At 62.3% G+C, this 16,410-nt stretch carries 14 protein-coding genes; 13 read left to right on the plus strand and 1 reads right to left on the minus strand.

What is annotated here, in order from left to right:
- Positions 1-118 precede the first annotated feature (118 nt).
- The 3 genes from carB to ABQJ48_RS04885 all read left to right on the plus strand — a co-directional run bounded on the left by carB (position 119) and on the right by ABQJ48_RS04885 (position 4,533).
- Positions 119-3,373, plus strand: coding sequence for a carbamoyl-phosphate synthase large subunit (gene carB / locus ABQJ48_RS04875; RefSeq protein ID WP_367836359.1), 3,255 nt, complete (start codon positions 119-121; stop codon positions 3,371-3,373).
- Between the two features lie 154 nt (positions 3,374-3,527).
- Positions 3,528-4,004: a transcription elongation factor GreA gene (gene greA, locus ABQJ48_RS04880; RefSeq protein ID WP_367836361.1), complete on the plus strand. Its 477-nt coding sequence runs from the start codon at positions 3,528-3,530 to the stop codon at positions 4,002-4,004.
- 19 nt (positions 4,005-4,023) lie between these two features.
- Positions 4,024-4,533, plus strand: coding sequence for a DUF4149 domain-containing protein (locus tag ABQJ48_RS04885; protein ID WP_367836363.1), 510 nt, complete (start codon positions 4,024-4,026; stop codon positions 4,531-4,533).
- A 143-nt stretch (positions 4,534-4,676) separates the two neighbouring features.
- Here ABQJ48_RS04885 and ABQJ48_RS04890 read toward each other — a convergent pair whose 3' ends face one another.
- Positions 4,677-5,204 (minus strand): YhbY family RNA-binding protein, encoded by a 528-nt coding sequence (locus ABQJ48_RS04890; RefSeq protein WP_367836364.1) that lies wholly within the window; start codon positions 5,202-5,204, stop codon positions 4,677-4,679.
- Positions 5,205-5,392: 188 nt separating this feature from the next.
- On the opposite strand from ABQJ48_RS04890, the gene ABQJ48_RS04895 reads away from it, so the two are divergent.
- The 10 genes from ABQJ48_RS04895 to phoB all read left to right on the plus strand — a co-directional run bounded on the left by ABQJ48_RS04895 (position 5,393) and on the right by phoB (position 16,332).
- Positions 5,393-6,055, plus strand: coding sequence for an RlmE family RNA methyltransferase (locus tag ABQJ48_RS04895; RefSeq protein WP_367836366.1), 663 nt, complete (start codon positions 5,393-5,395; stop codon positions 6,053-6,055).
- Positions 6,056-6,244: 189 nt separating this feature from the next.
- On the plus strand, positions 6,245-8,134 hold the full coding sequence (gene ftsH / locus ABQJ48_RS04900; RefSeq protein WP_367836367.1) for an ATP-dependent zinc metalloprotease FtsH: 1,890 nt from the start codon (positions 6,245-6,247) through the stop codon (positions 8,132-8,134).
- A gap of 82 nt (positions 8,135-8,216) precedes the next feature.
- Positions 8,217-9,140 carry a dihydropteroate synthase gene (folP, locus tag ABQJ48_RS04905; protein ID WP_367836369.1) on the plus strand — a complete coding sequence of 308 codons (924 nt, stop codon included), beginning with the start codon at positions 8,217-8,219 and terminating at the stop codon, positions 9,138-9,140.
- A 3-nt stretch (positions 9,141-9,143) separates the two neighbouring features.
- Positions 9,144-10,502, plus strand: coding sequence for a phosphoglucosamine mutase (gene glmM / locus ABQJ48_RS04910; RefSeq protein ID WP_367836371.1), 1,359 nt, complete (start codon positions 9,144-9,146; stop codon positions 10,500-10,502).
- Positions 10,503-10,902: 400 nt separating this feature from the next.
- Positions 10,903-11,934, plus strand: coding sequence for a phosphate ABC transporter substrate-binding protein PstS (pstS, locus tag ABQJ48_RS04915; RefSeq protein ID WP_367836372.1), 1,032 nt, complete (start codon positions 10,903-10,905; stop codon positions 11,932-11,934).
- A 171-nt stretch (positions 11,935-12,105) separates the two neighbouring features.
- Entirely contained in the window at positions 12,106-13,104 is a 999-nt protein-coding gene (pstC, locus tag ABQJ48_RS04920; RefSeq protein WP_367836374.1) for a phosphate ABC transporter permease PstC, read from the plus strand.
- A complete protein-coding gene (pstA, locus tag ABQJ48_RS04925) occupies positions 13,101-13,997 on the plus strand; it encodes a phosphate ABC transporter permease PstA (RefSeq protein WP_367836375.1) in 897 nt (298 codons plus the stop codon). Before pstC ends, pstA begins: the two co-directional genes overlap by 4 nt.
- A gap of 38 nt (positions 13,998-14,035) precedes the next feature.
- Positions 14,036-14,872: a phosphate ABC transporter ATP-binding protein PstB gene (pstB, locus tag ABQJ48_RS04930; RefSeq protein WP_473094099.1), complete on the plus strand. Its 837-nt coding sequence runs from the start codon at positions 14,036-14,038 to the stop codon at positions 14,870-14,872.
- Between the two features lie 27 nt (positions 14,873-14,899).
- Positions 14,900-15,604, plus strand: a complete 705-nt coding sequence (gene phoU, locus ABQJ48_RS04935) for a phosphate signaling complex protein PhoU (RefSeq protein WP_367836377.1) — start codon at positions 14,900-14,902, stop codon at positions 15,602-15,604.
- Positions 15,605-15,630: 26 nt separating this feature from the next.
- Complete coding sequence (gene phoB, locus ABQJ48_RS04940) at positions 15,631-16,332, plus strand: phosphate regulon transcriptional regulator PhoB (protein ID WP_367836378.1); 702 nt, start codon at positions 15,631-15,633, stop codon at positions 16,330-16,332.
- Positions 16,333-16,410 lie beyond the last annotated feature (78 nt).

Below are 16,410 nucleotides of genomic sequence, written 5' to 3' on the forward strand. Positions count from 1 at the left end.
CACGGCGCACCAAGGCGCAACAAGGTGAGCGGCACGACCCCGGGTAAGCAAAGCGCGCGCAACGCAGCAGGGACGCGCGCCGACGGAAAGAATTCAGGAATACATTAGCGAGAGCGTTATGCCCAAGCGGACAGACATCAAGAGCATCCTCATCATCGGCGCGGGTCCGATCATCATCGGCCAGGCGTGCGAGTTCGATTACTCGGGCGCACAGGCATGTAAGGCGCTGCGTGAGGAAGGCTACAAGGTCATTCTCGTCAACAGCAATCCGGCGACGATCATGACCGACCCGAACACGGCCGACGTGACCTACATCGAGCCGATCACGTGGGAAGTGGTCGAGCGGATCATCGCCAAGGAGCGCCCCGACGCGATCCTGCCGACGATGGGCGGCCAGACCGCGCTGAACTGCGCGCTCGACCTGCACGCGCACGGTGTGCTGGAGAAGTACGGCGTCGAGTTGATCGGCGCGTCGCCGGAAGCGATCGACAAGGCGGAAGACCGCCAGAAGTTCAAGGACGCGATGACCAAGATTGGCCTTGGTTCGGCCAAGTCGGGCACCGCGCATTCGATGGAAGAAGCCCTGCAGGTGCAAGCTGATATCGCGGCGCAAACCGGCAGCGGCGGCTATCCGGTCGTGATCCGTCCGTCGTTCACGCTGGGCGGCTCGGGCGGCGGCATTGCGTACAACCGCGACGAATTCGAAGAAATTTGCAAGCGCGGACTCGACCTGTCGCCCACGCGCGAGCTGCTGATCGAAGAATCGCTGCTCGGCTGGAAAGAGTACGAGATGGAAGTGGTCCGCGATACAAAAGACAACTGCATCATCGTCTGCTCGATCGAAAACCTGGACCCCATGGGCATCCATACCGGCGACTCGATCACCGTCGCGCCCGCGCAAACGCTGACCGACAAGGAGTATCAGATCCTGCGCAACGCGTCGCTCGCGGTGCTGCGCGAGATCGGCGTCGACACGGGTGGCTCGAACGTGCAGTTCTCGATCAATCCGAAAGACGGCCGGATGATCGTGATCGAAATGAATCCCCGGGTGTCGCGCTCGTCGGCGCTCGCGTCGAAGGCGACCGGCTTCCCGATTGCGAAGGTTGCGGCCAAGCTGGCGGTCGGCTACACGCTCGACGAACTGAGGAACGAAATCACCGGTGGCCAGACCCCGGCATCGTTCGAACCGACGATCGACTACGTCGTCACCAAGATTCCGCGTTTCGCGTTCGAGAAGTTTCGCGAAGCAGATTCGCGCCTGACCACGCAGATGAAGTCGGTCGGCGAAGTGATGGCGATCGGCCGCACCTTCCAGGAGTCGTTCCAGAAGGCGCTGCGCGGCCTGGAAGTAGGTGTCGACGGTCTCGACGAAAAGACCGCTAACCGCGACGAGATCATTCGCGAGATCGGCGAAGCCGGTCCGGACCGCATCTGGTACGTCGGCGACGCGTTCCGCGTCGGCATGACGGTCGCGGAGATTTTCGAAGAGACCGCGATCGACCCGTGGTTCCTTGCGCAGATCGAACAGATCGTGCTGAAGGAGAAGGCGCTGGTCGGCTGCACGCTCGCGAGCCTCTCCAAGGAAGAGCTGAAGTATCTGAAGCAGAGCGGTTTCTCGGATCGCCGCCTTGCAAAGCTGCTTGGCGCGAAGCCGGCGCAGGTGCGCCAGCGCCGTATCGAGTTGAACGTGCGCCCGGTGTACAAGCGCGTGGACACCTGCGCGGCCGAGTTCGCCACCAGGACCGCCTACATGTACTCCACGTACGAAGAAGAATGCGAAGCGAACCCGACCGACAACCGGAAGATCATGGTACTGGGCGGCGGCCCGAACCGGATCGGTCAAGGTATCGAGTTCGACTACTGCTGCGTGCACGCCGCGCTCGCGATGCGCGAAGACGGCTATGAGACGATCATGGTCAACTGCAATCCCGAAACGGTTTCCACCGACTACGACACGTCCGACCGTCTGTATTTCGAATCGCTGACTCTCGAAGACGTGCTCGAAATCGTCGACAAGGAGAAGCCGGTCGGCGTGATCGTGCAATACGGTGGGCAGACGCCGCTGAAGCTCGCCCTCGATCTCGAGGCGAACGGGGTGCCGATCATCGGCACGTCGCCGGACATGATCGACGCCGCCGAAGACCGCGAGCGTTTCCAGAAGCTGCTGCAAGACCTCGGGCTGCGTCAGCCGCCGAACCGCACCGCGCGTGCCGAAGACGAAGCGCTCAGGCTCGCCGACGAAGTCGGCTACCCGCTGGTGGTGCGTCCGTCGTACGTGCTGGGCGGCCGCGCGATGGAAATCGTGCACGAGCCGCGCGACCTCGAGCGTTATATGCGCGAAGCCGTGAAGGTGTCGAACGATTCGCCCGTGCTGCTGGACCGCTTCCTGAACGACGCCATCGAGTGCGACGTGGATTGCATCTCCGATGGCGAAGCGGTGTTCATCGGCGGCGTGATGGAGCACATCGAACAGGCGGGCGTGCATTCGGGCGACTCGGCCTGCTCGTTGCCGCCGTATTCGCTGTCGAAGGAAACCGTGGCCGAGCTCAAGCGCCAGACTGGCGCGATGGCGAAGGCGCTGAACGTGGTCGGCCTCATGAATGTCCAGTTCGCGATCCAGCAGGTCGCGCAGGCGGACGGTTCAAAGCAGGACGTCATCTACGTGCTCGAAGTGAATCCGCGCGCGTCGCGCACGGTGCCATACGTGTCGAAGGCGACCAGCCTGCCGCTCGCGAAGATCGCGGCGCGCGCGATGGTCGGCCAGAAGCTTGCCGATCAAGGCGTGACGAGAGAAATCGACCCGCCGTATTTCAGCGTCAAGGAAGCGGTATTCCCGTTCGTCAAATTCCCGGCCGTCGACCCGGTGCTCGGACCGGAAATGCGTTCGACCGGCGAAGTGATGGGCGTGGGCCAGACGTTCGGCGAGGCGCTCTTCAAGTCCCAGCTCGCGGCGGGTTCGCGTTTGCCGGAGTCGGGCACGGTGCTCCTGACCGTGATGGACGCCGACAAGCCGAAGGCCGTCGAAGTCGCGCGCATGCTGCACGAACTCGGTTATCCGATCGTCGCGACCAAGGGCACGGCCGGTGCGATCGAAGCGGCCGGCGTGCCGGTGAGGGTGGTCAACAAGGTAAAGGATGGCCGTCCGCATATCGTCGACATGATCAAGAACGGCGAGATCGCGCTGGTCTTTACGACCGTCGACGAAACGCGCGCCGCGATCGCCGATTCGCGTTCGATCCGCATGAGCGCGCAGGCGAACAAGGTCACGTACTACACGACGATGTCCGGTGCGCGGGCCGCGGTGGAAGGCTTGCGTTATCTGAAGAACCTGGAAGTCTATGATTTACAAGGGCTCCACGCTCGCCTAAACTAAGGCTTCGAATATCTGTCCAAGATGTAAGTGCCGCGGTTAAGCGGCGTTCCGCAGGAGCAGGGGCTCGGGTTACGCCCCGCGGTGCTGGCTCCTGGGGGATGCACTTAACCGCGGTGATTTTTTTTACGGCCGTTTTTTGCCTCTAGAGTTGTTTATGAGCACTATTCCATTGACTAAGCGCGGTGCAGAGATGTTGCGCGATGAACTGCAGCGTCTGAAATCGGTTGAACGTCCGGCGGTGATCAACTCGATCTCGGAAGCGCGGGCGCAGGGCGACCTGTCGGAAAACGCGGAATACGACGCGGCGAAGGAAAAACAGGGCTTTATCGAAGGCCGCATTGCCGAGATTGAATCGAAGCTGGCCGGCGCGCAGGTCATCGACCCGTCAAAGGTCGACGCGGACGGTCGCGTGGTATTCGGCGCGACGCTGGAACTGGAGGACCTGGAGTCGGGTGCCTCAGTCAAGTATCAGATCGTCGGCGACGACGAAGCGGACATCGACCACGGCCTGATCTCGATCAGCTCCCCCATCGCGCGCGCATTGATCGGCAAGTCCGAGGGCGACGTGGCGTCGGTCCAGGCGCCGGGCGGCGTACGCGAGTACGAGATCATCGCGGTCAGCTACGTCTGAGGGTGACACGGTGTCGCAAATGCCACATCGGGTTTTTCGTCTGCTGACCGTGGTGTGGGTCGGTAGCCTGCTGACTATCGGCTATGCGGTCGCGCCGGTGTTGTTCACGTCGCTCGACCGGATGACGGCGGGCGCAGTGGCGGCGCGGTTGTTTCACGTGCAGGGCATTCTGGGTGTGGTGTGCGGCATTTTGCTGCTCGGTCTTGCGAATCTGCTGGTTCGTCGCGGCAACGAGACTTATCGCCGGTCGCGCTGGCTGGTCGCCGGCATGCTGGTGTGCGTGCTGGGCGGTTACTTTGCGCTGCAGCCGTTCATGAACGCTATGCGCATGGCGGCCCTCGAAGCGGGCAGCGATGTGGGGCATTCGGTGTATGCGACGCGCTTCGGCATCCTTCATGGCGTGTCGAGTCTTTTCTATTTGATCGAAAGCCTGCTCGGCCTCGGACTCGTGTGGATACTGCCTGCGGGCTCCGACGGGGCGACGACGCAGCGGGGCGCTCGCGGTGCCGCAGAAAAACTGGCGGGCTGAGGCGCCGAAAGTGAACGGCTTCTGTGTGCTTCCGCCGTCTTGCGGGTTTCTCTAAGCGCCTGCGGCTTTGCGCGCGCTCGGGTTCTCGTTTCGAGCCGGTCTCTGCCAAGGTGCGGACTGCATCACCGCACCTCACCCGCTGCTTACTTCGATGATTGATGCGAGCGCTTCGCGCTGGCCTGGCGCTTCTTCGCACGCTTGATGTTGCCGCCTTGCGTGACACGTTCGTTGCCGCGCACCACGACCGCTTTGGGCTTCGGCTTGCGCATCGGAATTTCGCTGGGTTTCACCACCTTGACGACACGCGGTGCGCGGCCCTTGCCGGGTTTGGCTTCAGCGGCCGCTTCGCGGGCGCTCGGCAGGGCGCCGCGCCTGCTTTTCACCGCCGGTTGAGCCGCTTCCGGCTTCCAGATCACCAGTAGCTTGCCGATGTGCTGGATCGGCGCGGCATTGAGCGTGTCGCAGATCTGTTCGTAGATTGCGATGCGTGCTTCGCGATCGTCGCCGAACACGCGAATCTTGATTAGTTGATGGGCGTCAAGGTGCACCTTTATCTCGGAGAGCACGGCGTCGGTCAGGCCTTCGGCGCCGACCAGCACCACCGGTTTGAGCGCATGTGCCTGGGAGCGCAACTCGGCGCGTTGGTCGGAAGATACTTTAAGGGCGGGCATGGAAAGTGGGAGACTCGACTAAAATGGCGGCACCTGCGGCTCCGATCGATTTGCTCGATCGGTCGATTCAACAGGGCGGCGCGTGAACAACAGAATCGCGGATGGCCGTCAGTTTGACGGTGGCCGCGCGAAATAACCGCATATTATCCCCTAAAGCGCGATACCACGCAGCAAGAGTTCAATCTTTAATGGCAAAAAACAAGTTCAACACCGCTTGGCTGCACGACCACATCAACGACCCGTACGTGAAAATGGCGCAGCGGGAAGGCTATCGTGCCCGCGCGGCCTACAAGCTCAAGGAAATCGACGAGCAGGACAAGCTCATCCGTCCCGGGCAGGTCATCGTGGACCTCGGCTCCACGCCGGGCAGCTGGAGCCAGTACGTGCGCAACAAGCTCGCCAAGGGTTCGCAGCGCGACGCCGAACGCGAAGGCGGGATCGACGGCACGATCATCGCGCTGGACCTTCTGCCGATGGAGCCGGTGGCGGACGTCCATTTCATCCAGGGCGACTTCCGCGAGGATGCCGTGGTGGGTCGACTGGAAGAATTGGTCGGAGAACGCCAGGTCGACCTTGTAATTTCCGATATGGCGCCCAACCTGTCGGGGGTAGCGGTGGCGGATGCCGCGCGAATCGAGCATCTGTGCGATCTCGCGCTGGAGTTCTCACAAAATCACCTGAGACCGGATGGTGCCCTTTTAGTCAAATGTTTCCACGGAAGCGGTTACAGCCAGATTGTCGAAAAGTTCAAGCGTCAGTTCAAGGTGGTTGCGGCCCGCAAGCCTAAGGCTTCGCGGGATAAATCGTCAGAAACGTTTATTTTGGGTAAGCATCTCAAGCGCCCCGCTTAGGGCCGCTGCGGTACGGTTTCGCATCTGCCCGTGAAGTGGCTTGGAGCGTCGGGAATCGGTGCTTTTATGGCCTGCTACGCTATTTCCGTGGTGGCGAAGCTTATGGCAGGGGTCTGCGGACTGGATTAGAATGCTTTTGTGGAGCCGCAAGGCAAATGTAGGCGCCCGTCTAAGTGAAGGAGTGGTGCTTTGAACAACAATATGTTTTCGAAGGCAGCAGTGTGGCTGGTTATCGCACTGGTGCTGTTTACGGTGTTCAAGCAGTTTGACAAGCCCCGTGTCCAGGAAGGCGTTTCGTATTCGCAGTTCATGGACGACGCAAAGAACGGCAAAGTCAAGAACGTCATTGTCCAGGGGCGTAACCTCACGGTCACTCCAGCAGACGGCCAGAAATATCAGATCGTGTCGCCCGGCGACATCTGGATGGTCGGCGACCTGATGAAGTACGGCGTACAAGTGAGCGGCAAGGCTGACGACGAACCCAATGCGCTCGTCTCCGCGCTGTACTACCTTGGGCCGACCATCCTGATCATCGGCTTCTGGTTCTACATGATGCGACAGATGCAGGGAGGCGGCAAAGGTGGGGCGTTCTCGTTCGGCAAATCGCGTGCGCGCCTGATCGACGAGAACAATAACGCTATCAATTTCACCGACGTCGCCGGCTGCGACGAGGCGAAGGAGGAAGTCTCCGAACTGGTCGACTTCCTGCGCGATCCGCAGAAGTTCCAGAAGCTCGGTGGCCGCATCCCGCGCGGCGTACTGCTGGTCGGCCCGCCGGGAACGGGTAAGACGCTGCTGGCGCGTGCTATTGCCGGGGAGGCGAAAGTACCCTTCTTCAGCATCTCGGGTTCTGACTTCGTCGAAATGTTCGTGGGTGTCGGCGCGGCTCGTGTGCGCGACATGTTCGAGCAGGCTAAAAAGCACGCACCGTGCATCGTGTTCATCGACGAAATCGACGCGGTGGGTCGCCATCGCGGCGCCGGCATGGGCGGCGGCAACGACGAACGCGAGCAGACGCTCAATCAGATGCTGGTCGAAATGGACGGCTTCGAGGCGAACTCGGGCGTGATCGTGATCGCTGCAACCAACCGTTCCGACGTGCTCGACAAGGCGCTGCTGCGTCCTGGCCGTTTCGACCGTCAGGTGTATGTCGGTCTGCCGGACATCCGCGGTCGCGAACACATCATGAAGGTCCACCTGCGCAAGGTGCCGATCTCCAACGACGTCGACGCGGCAGTGATCGCGCGCGGCACGCCGGGCTTTTCGGGCGCCGACCTCGCGAACCTGGTCAACGAAGCCGCGCTGTTCGCGGCTCGTCGCGGCAAGCGCATCGTCGAAATGACGGACTTCGAAGATGCCAAGGACAAGATCTTCATGGGTCCGGAGCGCAAGTCGGCCGTGATTCGCGAAGAGTCCAAACGCGCCACGGCATACCACGAGTCGGGCCATGCCGTGATCGCGAAGCTGCTGCCCAAGGCCGATCCGGTGCACAAGGTCACGATCATCCCGCGCGGCCGTGCATTGGGCGTCACGTGGCAATTGCCGGAGCACGACAACGAAACCTATTCGAAAGACTACCTGCTGGATCGTCTCGCGATCCTGTTCGGTGGCCGGGTCGCGGAAGAGTTGTTCCTGAATCTGATCAGCACGGGTGCGTCGGACGACTTCAACAAGGCGACGCAGACGGCGCGCGCAATGGTGGCTCGCTTCGGCATGACCGACGCGCTGGGGCCGATGGTCTACGTCGACGACGAAAACGACGCAACGCCGTTCGGCCGCGGCTTCACGCGCACCATTTCAGAAGCGACGCAGCAGAAGGTCGACGCGGAAATCCGCCGGGTGCTGGACGAGCAGTACAACCTCGCGAAGCGGTTGCTTCAGGAAAACCGCGACAAGGTCGAAGCGATGACCGCCGCGCTGATGGAGTGGGAAACGATCGACGCGGATCAGATCAACGACATCATGGCGGGCCGTCCGCCGCGTTCGCCAAAGAGCTCGCCGCCATCGGCCAGCGACGCCTCGTCGGGCGGCAGCCCGGGCACCGAGGTCAAGCCCGGCAGCGCGACTGCGCCGGCCTGACAGGCAATCAGTAGAAAGTGCGGGCCGGTGTGCTTCACACCGGCCCGTTTGCATTTATCCGTCCTATGTGAAGCCTCGTTACGTGTCGAAAGCCGCTCTCTCTTCTCTTCCGATTCCCGCGCCGCTGCAATGCGGCCGCTTCAAGCTGACTTTTGAACGCCCACTGGTCATGGGTATCCTCAATATCACCCCCGATTCGTTTTCCGATGGCGGCAAATACGCGACGCGCGGCGATGCGCTGCGCGAGGCGGAGCGCATGATCGCCGAGGGGGCCGACATCCTCGACATCGGCGGCGAATCGACCCGCCCCGGGGCGCCGCCCGTGCCGCTCGACGAAGAACTGGCGCGCGTGATCCCGCTTGTCGAGCAACTGCATGCGATGAACGTGCCGTTGTCAGTGGATACGTACAAGCCGGAAGTGATGCGTCACGCATTGAGTGCGGGCGCCGATCTGATCAACGACATCTGGGGCTTCCGGATGCCCGGTGCGATCGACGCGGTCCGCGACAGCGCATGTGGTTTATGCGTGATGCACATGCTGGGCGAGCCGCAGACCATGCAGCTCGGCGAACCGGCCTATGAGGACGTGGTGAGCGAGGTTCGCCGTTTCCTCGAGGAGCGAGTCGCCACGCTACAGCAAGCCGGTATCGCGCGCGAGCGCATTAGCGTCGACCCGGGCTTCGGCTTCGGCAAGGCGGCCGTCGAGCACAACTACGCGTTGCTTGCCCATTTGCCGGACACCGCACCGCAGGCCGTGCCGCCGTACCCGATTCTCGCCGGCATGTCGCGTAAGTCGATGATCGGCGCGGTGATCGGCCGTCCGCCCGCGGAGCGCGTCGCCGGCAGCATCGCCGCCGCTGTGTGCGCAGCCGAACGGGGCGCGGCGATCCTGCGCGTGCATGATGTCGCGCAAACGGTAGATTCGTTGAAAATATGGGCAACCATGCGCGACGCGGCGAATCACGGCCGCGCGCGTCATTCGTCCCCAAGCAAGGGAGATAGGTAAAACATGGCACGTCGTTACTTCGGAACGGACGGGATTCGGGGCAAGGTCGGTGAAGGGCCTATTACGCCGGAGTTTGTATTGCGGCTGGGTTATGCGGCAGGCAAGGTACTCGCGGGCGCGGATCGTCGGACCAAATCGAGCACCCGGCCCACGGTGCTAATCGGTAAAGACACGCGGGTGTCGGGCTACATGCTCGAAGCCGCGCTCGAGTCGGGCTTTTCGGCAGCCGGCGTCGACGTGATGCTGGCCGGCCCAATGCCGACTCCCGGCATAGCGTACCTGACGCGCGCCCTGCGGCTCGCTGCGGGCGTTGTGATCAGCGCCTCGCATAACCCGTACTACGACAACGGCATCAAATTCTTCTCCGCCGACGGCAACAAGCTGCCGGACGAGGTGGAAGCGCAGATCGAGGAGCAGCTCGAGCTGCCGCTCGCCTGTGCGGCATCCGAACAGCTTGGCAAGGCGCGGCGACTTGACGATGCGGCTGGCCGCTACATCGAGTTCTGCAAGAGCACGTTTCCGGCTGCGTTCGACCTGCGCGGGATGAAGCTGGTGGTCGATTGCGCGCATGGCGCCGCGTACGACATCGCGCCGCACGTCTTTCACGAACTCGGCGCCGAGGTGATCCCCATCGGTGTCGCGCCGAACGGCTTCAATATCAACGACGGTGTGGGCGCGACCGCGCCCGACGCGCTGGTGCGCGCCGTGTGTGCGAATCACGCGGATCTCGGCATTGCGCTCGACGGCGACGCCGACCGTCTGCAGGTGGTCGACGCGGCTGGCCGTCTGTACAACGGCGACGAACTGCTGTACGTGCTGGTGAAGGACCGCATCGCGACCGCGGGCAAGGTCGACGGCGCGGTCGGCACGTTGATGACCAATATGGCGGTCGAGGTCGCGCTGCAGGAGGCGGGCGTGAAGTTCGTCCGCGCGGCGGTGGGCGACCGCTATGTGCTCGAGCAGTTGCGCGAGCATGGCTGGCAACTCGGGGCCGAAGGCTCCGGCCATATTCTGTCGCTGGACCGCCATTCGACCGGCGACGGCATCGTCTCCGCGTTGCTGGTGCTGGCGGCGATGCAGCGCAGCGGCAAATCGCTCGCCGAACTGCTCGACGGCATCATCCTGTTCCCGCAGAAGCTGATCAATGTACGGATGAACCCCGACGCGGACTGGAAGGGCAGCGACACCATCCGTCGTGCGATCGGCAAGGCGGAGCACGCATTGAACGGCCGCGGCCGCGTGCTGATTCGCGCATCCGGCACCGAACCCGTGTTGCGCGTGATGGTCGAGGCGCAGAATATCGACGACGCGGTTCATCATTCGGAAGCCATTGCCGACGCGGTGAAGCAGGCCACCGCCTAAGGCGCGCTTTCAAGGCCTGGTTGGCGCAGCGGCGGGACGGCAGTACGATGTTCCGCCGCTTGCACATCCGGCGCCAGACTCGCAAGCGTTCGCACGCCGTCCAAACGCAAGCCGCCGGCTTTTTGTTCACGCCGTGTTGGGTCCCCGCAGCTTGCTATTTTCCGGGCATGCTGCCTCGTATTTCGCTCGCAAACGTTCGCGCCCGGTCTTTTTTCGCCTAATCTCCAGAACATCGTGATCAGCGTCGTGCAACCGTCGATGTGTCTCGCCTGCGAGCCTTTCATCTCGTAATGTCACTGTCACATCGCTATCACGAACCGTCACGTTACTGTCACAAAGAGCCCCTAAGCTTCGCGGTATTCGGGTTATTCGCTCACACCGCTCACACCTTGGAGGTCTCATGAAATTGATGCAAACCGTGCTCGCTGGCGTCGCTGGCGCGCTTTTCGCAGTCGCAGCGCAAGCCACAGACATCACCGGCGCGGGCAGCACCTTCGCAGCACCGATCTACACGAAGTGGGCCGACGCCTATCAGAAGAGCGGCGGTGGCAAGGTGAACTATCAGGGTATCGGTTCGTCCGGCGGCGTGAAGCAGATCGTCGCAAAGACTGTCGATTTCGCAGGCTCGGACGCTCCGCTGAAGGACGACGAACTCGCCAAAGACGGCCTGTTCCAGTTCCCGACGGTGGTCGGCGGCGTAGTGCCGGTCGTCAACGTGCCGGGTGTGAAGCCGGCTGAACTGACGCTGTCGGGCCAGGTGCTCGGCGACATCTACCTGGGCAAGATCAAGAAGTGGAACGACCCCGCCATCGTCGCGCTGAACCCGAAGCTCAAGCTGCCGGATACCGACATCGCCGTGGTGCGCCGCGCCGACGGTTCGGGTACCAGCTTCATCTGGACGAACTATCTGTCGAAGGTCAACGCGGACTGGAAGTCGAAAGTCGGTGAAGGCTCGACGGTCAGCTGGCCGACCGGTACGGGTGGCAAGGGCAACGACGGCGTGGCGGCATTCGTGCAACGTCTGCCGGGCGCGATCGGTTACGTGGAATGGGCGTATGCCAAGCAGAACCACATGACGTATGTGGCGCTGAAGAATTCGTCCGGCACGGTAGTCGAGCCGAAGACGGACACCTTCAAGGCAGCTGCAGCGGGCGCGGACTGGTCGAAGTCGTTCTATCAGATCCTGACCAACGAGCCGGGCAAGAACGCCTGGCCGATCGTCGGCGCGACCTTCGTGCTGCTGCACACGGCGCAGGATAAACCGGCGCAAGGCGCCGAAACGCTGAAGTTCTTCGACTGGGCCTTCAAAAACGGCACACAGGCGGCGAACGACCTGGATTACATCCCGTTGCCGGATTCGGTTGTGTCCGAAATCCGCACGCAGTGGAAGCAGAAGGTGAAGGACGCTGCGGGCAAGCCGATCGCCGACTAAGCTTGGCAATGGGCAAAGGCATCACGCAACACGTTGGCCGTCGTCATCCGAGGACGGCCAACGGCACCAAACCAGGCATCAACCCAGGCATCAAACCAGGCATCAACCCGAGCATTACCGGCCGCACGACACCTGTCATACGGCAACTGTAAACAGGTCCATCAGGCTCTCATGTCCGATATCCATTTAGCGTCTGGCGCAAGCAGGGCCAACCCGCCCGGCAGCACCTCGCAGAAGGCGCCCGGCCGCGTCGGCGACGTGATCTTCGGCGGCCTGGCGCGCCTTGCCGCCGTCATCACGCTGCTGCTGCTGGGCGGCATCATCGTTTCGCTGATCGTGGCTTCCATGCCGTCGATCAGGGCGTTCGGTCTGAGCTTCCTGTGGACCGCCGAGTGGGATCCGCCCAGCAAGCAATTCGGCGCGCTAGTGCCGATCTACGGCACGGTCGCGACCTCGATCATCGCGCTCCTCATCGCGGTGCCGGTCAGCTTCGGCATCGCGCTGTTCCTGACCGAACTCGCCCCCGCGTGGCTGCGTCGGCCGCTCGGCATCGCGATCGAACTGCTCGCCGCGATTCCGTCGATCGTGTACGGCATGTGGGGCCTGCTCGTGTTCGCGCCGATCTTCGCGACGTGGTTCCAGAAACCGCTCGGCGCGGTGCTCGGCGGCATTCCGTTTTTCGGCGCGCTGTTTCGCGGCCCGCCGATCGGCATCGGCATTCTGTGCGCGGGCGTGATTCTCGCGATCATGATCATCCCGTATATCGCGTCGGTGATGCGCGACGTGTTCGAAGTCACGCCGGTGCTGCTCAAGGAATCGGCATACGGCATCGGCTGCACGACGTGGGAAGTGATGTGGAAGATCGTGCTGCCCTTCACCAGGAGCGGCGTGATCGGCGGCGTCATGCTGGGCCTCGGCCGCGCGCTCGGCGAGACCATGGCGGTTACGTTCGTGATCGGCAACACCAATCTGCTCGACAACGTTTCGCTGTTTTCGCCCGGCAATAGCATCACGTCGGCGCTCGCCAATGAATTCGCGGAAGCAGACCCTGGCCTGCATACGTCGGCGCTGATGGAGCTGGGCCTGATTCTGTTCGTGATCACTTTCATCGTGCTGGCGATTTCGAAGATCATGCTGCTTAGGCTCGAGAAAGGGGAGGGCGCGAAATGAGCCGATCCTCGTTGAACATGCCCGGTTCGCACGACGCCGCCGCGCTCGAAGCGATGCGCGTGCGTTTGCAAGGCCGCCGCCGGATGACCAACGCATTCGCGCTGACGATGTCGCTCGTCGCGATGGCATTCGGTCTGCTGTGGCTCATATGGATTCTTTATACGACGCTGCGTCTGGGCGTCGGCGGCTTGTCCGTCGAGCTGTTCACGCAATCGACGCCGCCGCCCAACACCGACGGCGGCGGCCTTGCCAACGCAATCGTCGGCAGCGTGTTGCTGGTTGGCCTCGCCACGTTCGTCGGTACGCCGATCGGCATTCTGGCGGGCGTTTATCTCGCTGAATACGGCCAGAAAGGCTGGCTGGGCAACTGCACGCGGTTCATCAACGACATCCTGTTGTCCGCACCGTCGATTGTGATCGGCCTGTTCGTGTATGCGCTGGTGGTGGCGAAGATGGGCCACTTCAGCGGCTGGGCAGGGGTGTTCGCGCTCGCGCTCCTGCAGATTCCGATCGTGATCCGCACCACCGAAAACATGCTGAAACTGGTGCCGAACGCGCTGCGTGAAGCGGCTTTCGCGCTCGGCACGCCGAAGTGGAAGATGGTGCTGTCGATCACGCTGAAGGCGTCGATTGCCGGCATCGTGACGGGTGTGCTGCTCGGGGTCGCGCGGATCGCTGGCGAAACCGCGCCGCTGCTGTTCACGGCGCTGTCCAACCAGTTCTTTACCGCGGACATGAACCAGCCGGTCGCGAACCTGCCGGTCACTATCTACAAGTTTGCGATGAGCCCGTTCGCGCAATGGCAATCGCTCGCGTGGGCCGGCGTCTTCCTGATCACGCTCGCGGTGCTCGGACTGAACATCCTCGCGCGCACGATCTTCTCGAACAAGTAAGGGCGGAGTGTAATCCCATGAATATGGCAGAAACTCAAATGAATCGGACCGCGGGTCGCACTGCGGCCGCGGCGCCCGGCAGCTCCGATCCAGTGCAAAGCGGCCAGGCGTCGTCGCCGTCGCGTCCGAAGATCGAGGTCAATGACCTGAACTTCTTCTACGGCAAGTATCACGCGCTGAAAAACATCAACCTGAAGATTCCCGAGGGCAAGGTGACCGCGTTCATCGGCCCGTCGGGCTGCGGCAAGTCCACCTTGCTGCGCACCTTCAACAAAATGTATGCGCTCTACCCGGATCAACGTGCCGAAGGCGAAATCCTCATGGACGGCGAAAACCTGCTGACGTCCAGGCGAGATATCTCGCTGCTGCGCGCGCGCATCGGCATGGTGTTCCAGAAGCCGACGCCCTTTCCGATGTCGATCTACGACAACATCGCGTTCGGCGTGAAGATGTTTGAAACGTTGCCGCGCTCGGAGATGGACGATCGCGTCGAATGGGCGCTCACCAAGGCCGCGTTGTGGAACGAAGTGAAGGACAAGCTCGGCCAGAGCGGCTACGGTTTGTCCGGTGGCCAGCAGCAGCGTCTGTGTATCGCACGCGGCATCGCGATCCGCCCGGAAGTGCTGCTGCTCGACGAGCCCTGCTCGGCGCTGGACCCCATCTCGACGGGCCGTATCGAAGAGCTGATCGCCGAATTGAAGAGCGATTACACGGTGGTGATCGTCACGCACAACATGCAACAGGCGGCCCGCTGTTCGGACTACACTGCCTATATGTATCTCGGCGAACTGATCGAGTTCGGCGACACCGAAAAGATCTTCATCAAGCCGGTCCGCAAGGAAACCGAGGACTACATTACTGGCCGCTTCGGCTAATCGGCCGAACCCACCACGGAGTACGACATGTCCGATAAGCATCTGTCCAGCCAGTTCGACGCCGACCTCAATCTGGTTTCGTCGAAGGTGCTCGAAATGGGCGGCCTCGTCGAATCGCAGATCGTCAACGCGATGCAGGCGCTCAACGAGTTCGACCTCGACATCGTCGAGCAGGTGATCGCCGCCGAAGACCGCCTGAACAAGATGGAAATCGACATCGACGAGGAGTGCAGCAACATCATCGCGCGCCGTCAGCCGGCCGCGCGCGATTTGCGTCTGTTGATCGCAATCTCGAAGACCATCACCAATCTCGAACGCGCCGGCGACGAAGCGGAAAAAATCGCCAAGCGCACCAAGCGTCTGATGGAAGACGGCGCGTCGCGCACCATCAATATCGCCGAGATCAAGCTCTCGGGCGACATGGCGGTGTCGATCCTGCGCCGCGCGCTGGACGCGTTTGCGCGCCTCGACACGGTCGCCGCCGCACAGATCGTGCGCGACGACAAAGCGATCGACGAGCAATTCCGCGCGTTCGTGCGCAAGCTCATTTCCTACATGACCGAAGATCCGCGCTCGATTTCCGTGGGCCTCGATTTTCTGTTCATCGCCAAGGCGATCGAACGCATCGGCGACCACGCGAAAAACATCGCCGAATTCATCATCTATATCGTGAAGGGCACCGACGTGCGGCACAAGTCGCGCGACGCGCTCGAGCGCGAAGCGCTCAGTTAATCCAGACATTAGGACCAGAGGTGCCGATGCCCAGCAGCATTCTCGTCATTGAAGATGAGCCCGCCATTTCGGAATTGATTTCGGTCAATCTTCAACACGCCGGACACTGCCCGATTCGCGCATACAACGCGGAGCAGGCGCGCAACCTGATCAGCGACGTGCTGCCCGACCTGGTGCTGCTCGACTGGATGTTGCCGGGAAAATCGGGTATCGCGTTCGCCCGCGATCTGCGCGAGAACGAGCGCACGAAGCACATTCCGATCATCATGCTGACCGCCCGCGGCGATGAGCAGGACAAGGTGCTCGGCCTCGAAATCGGCGCGGACGATTACGTCACCAAGCCGTTCTCACCGAAAGAACTGATGGCGCGCATCAAGGCGGTGTTGCGCCGCCGCGCGCCGCAACTGACCGAAGACCTGGTCGCGATCAACGGCCTGAAGCTCGATCCGGCTACCCACCGTGTGGCCGCGCATGCCGAAGGCAGCGAGATCAAGCTCGATCTCGGCCCGACGGAATTCCGTCTGCTGCACTTCTTCATGACCCATCCCGAGCGCGTGCACAGCCGCACGCAACTGCTCGACCAGGTGTGGGGCGATCACGTGTTCGTCGAGGAACGCACGGTGGATGTGCACATCAAGCGTCTGCGGGCGGCGCTCAAGCCGGCCGGGTGCGATGCTATGATTGAGACGGTACGCGGCAGCGGCTACCGGCTCGCGAAGAGCGCCTGACATCGGACAGCGGCGCTTGTGCCGCGGCAGTTCACACACGTCACTTTCGCGACGCGAGGCAACCGCCGCGTGGCGCGT

Origin of the sequence: Paraburkholderia suaedae, assembly GCF_040812055.1 — a bacterium.
Taxonomy (GTDB): domain Bacteria; phylum Pseudomonadota; class Gammaproteobacteria; order Burkholderiales; family Burkholderiaceae; genus Paraburkholderia.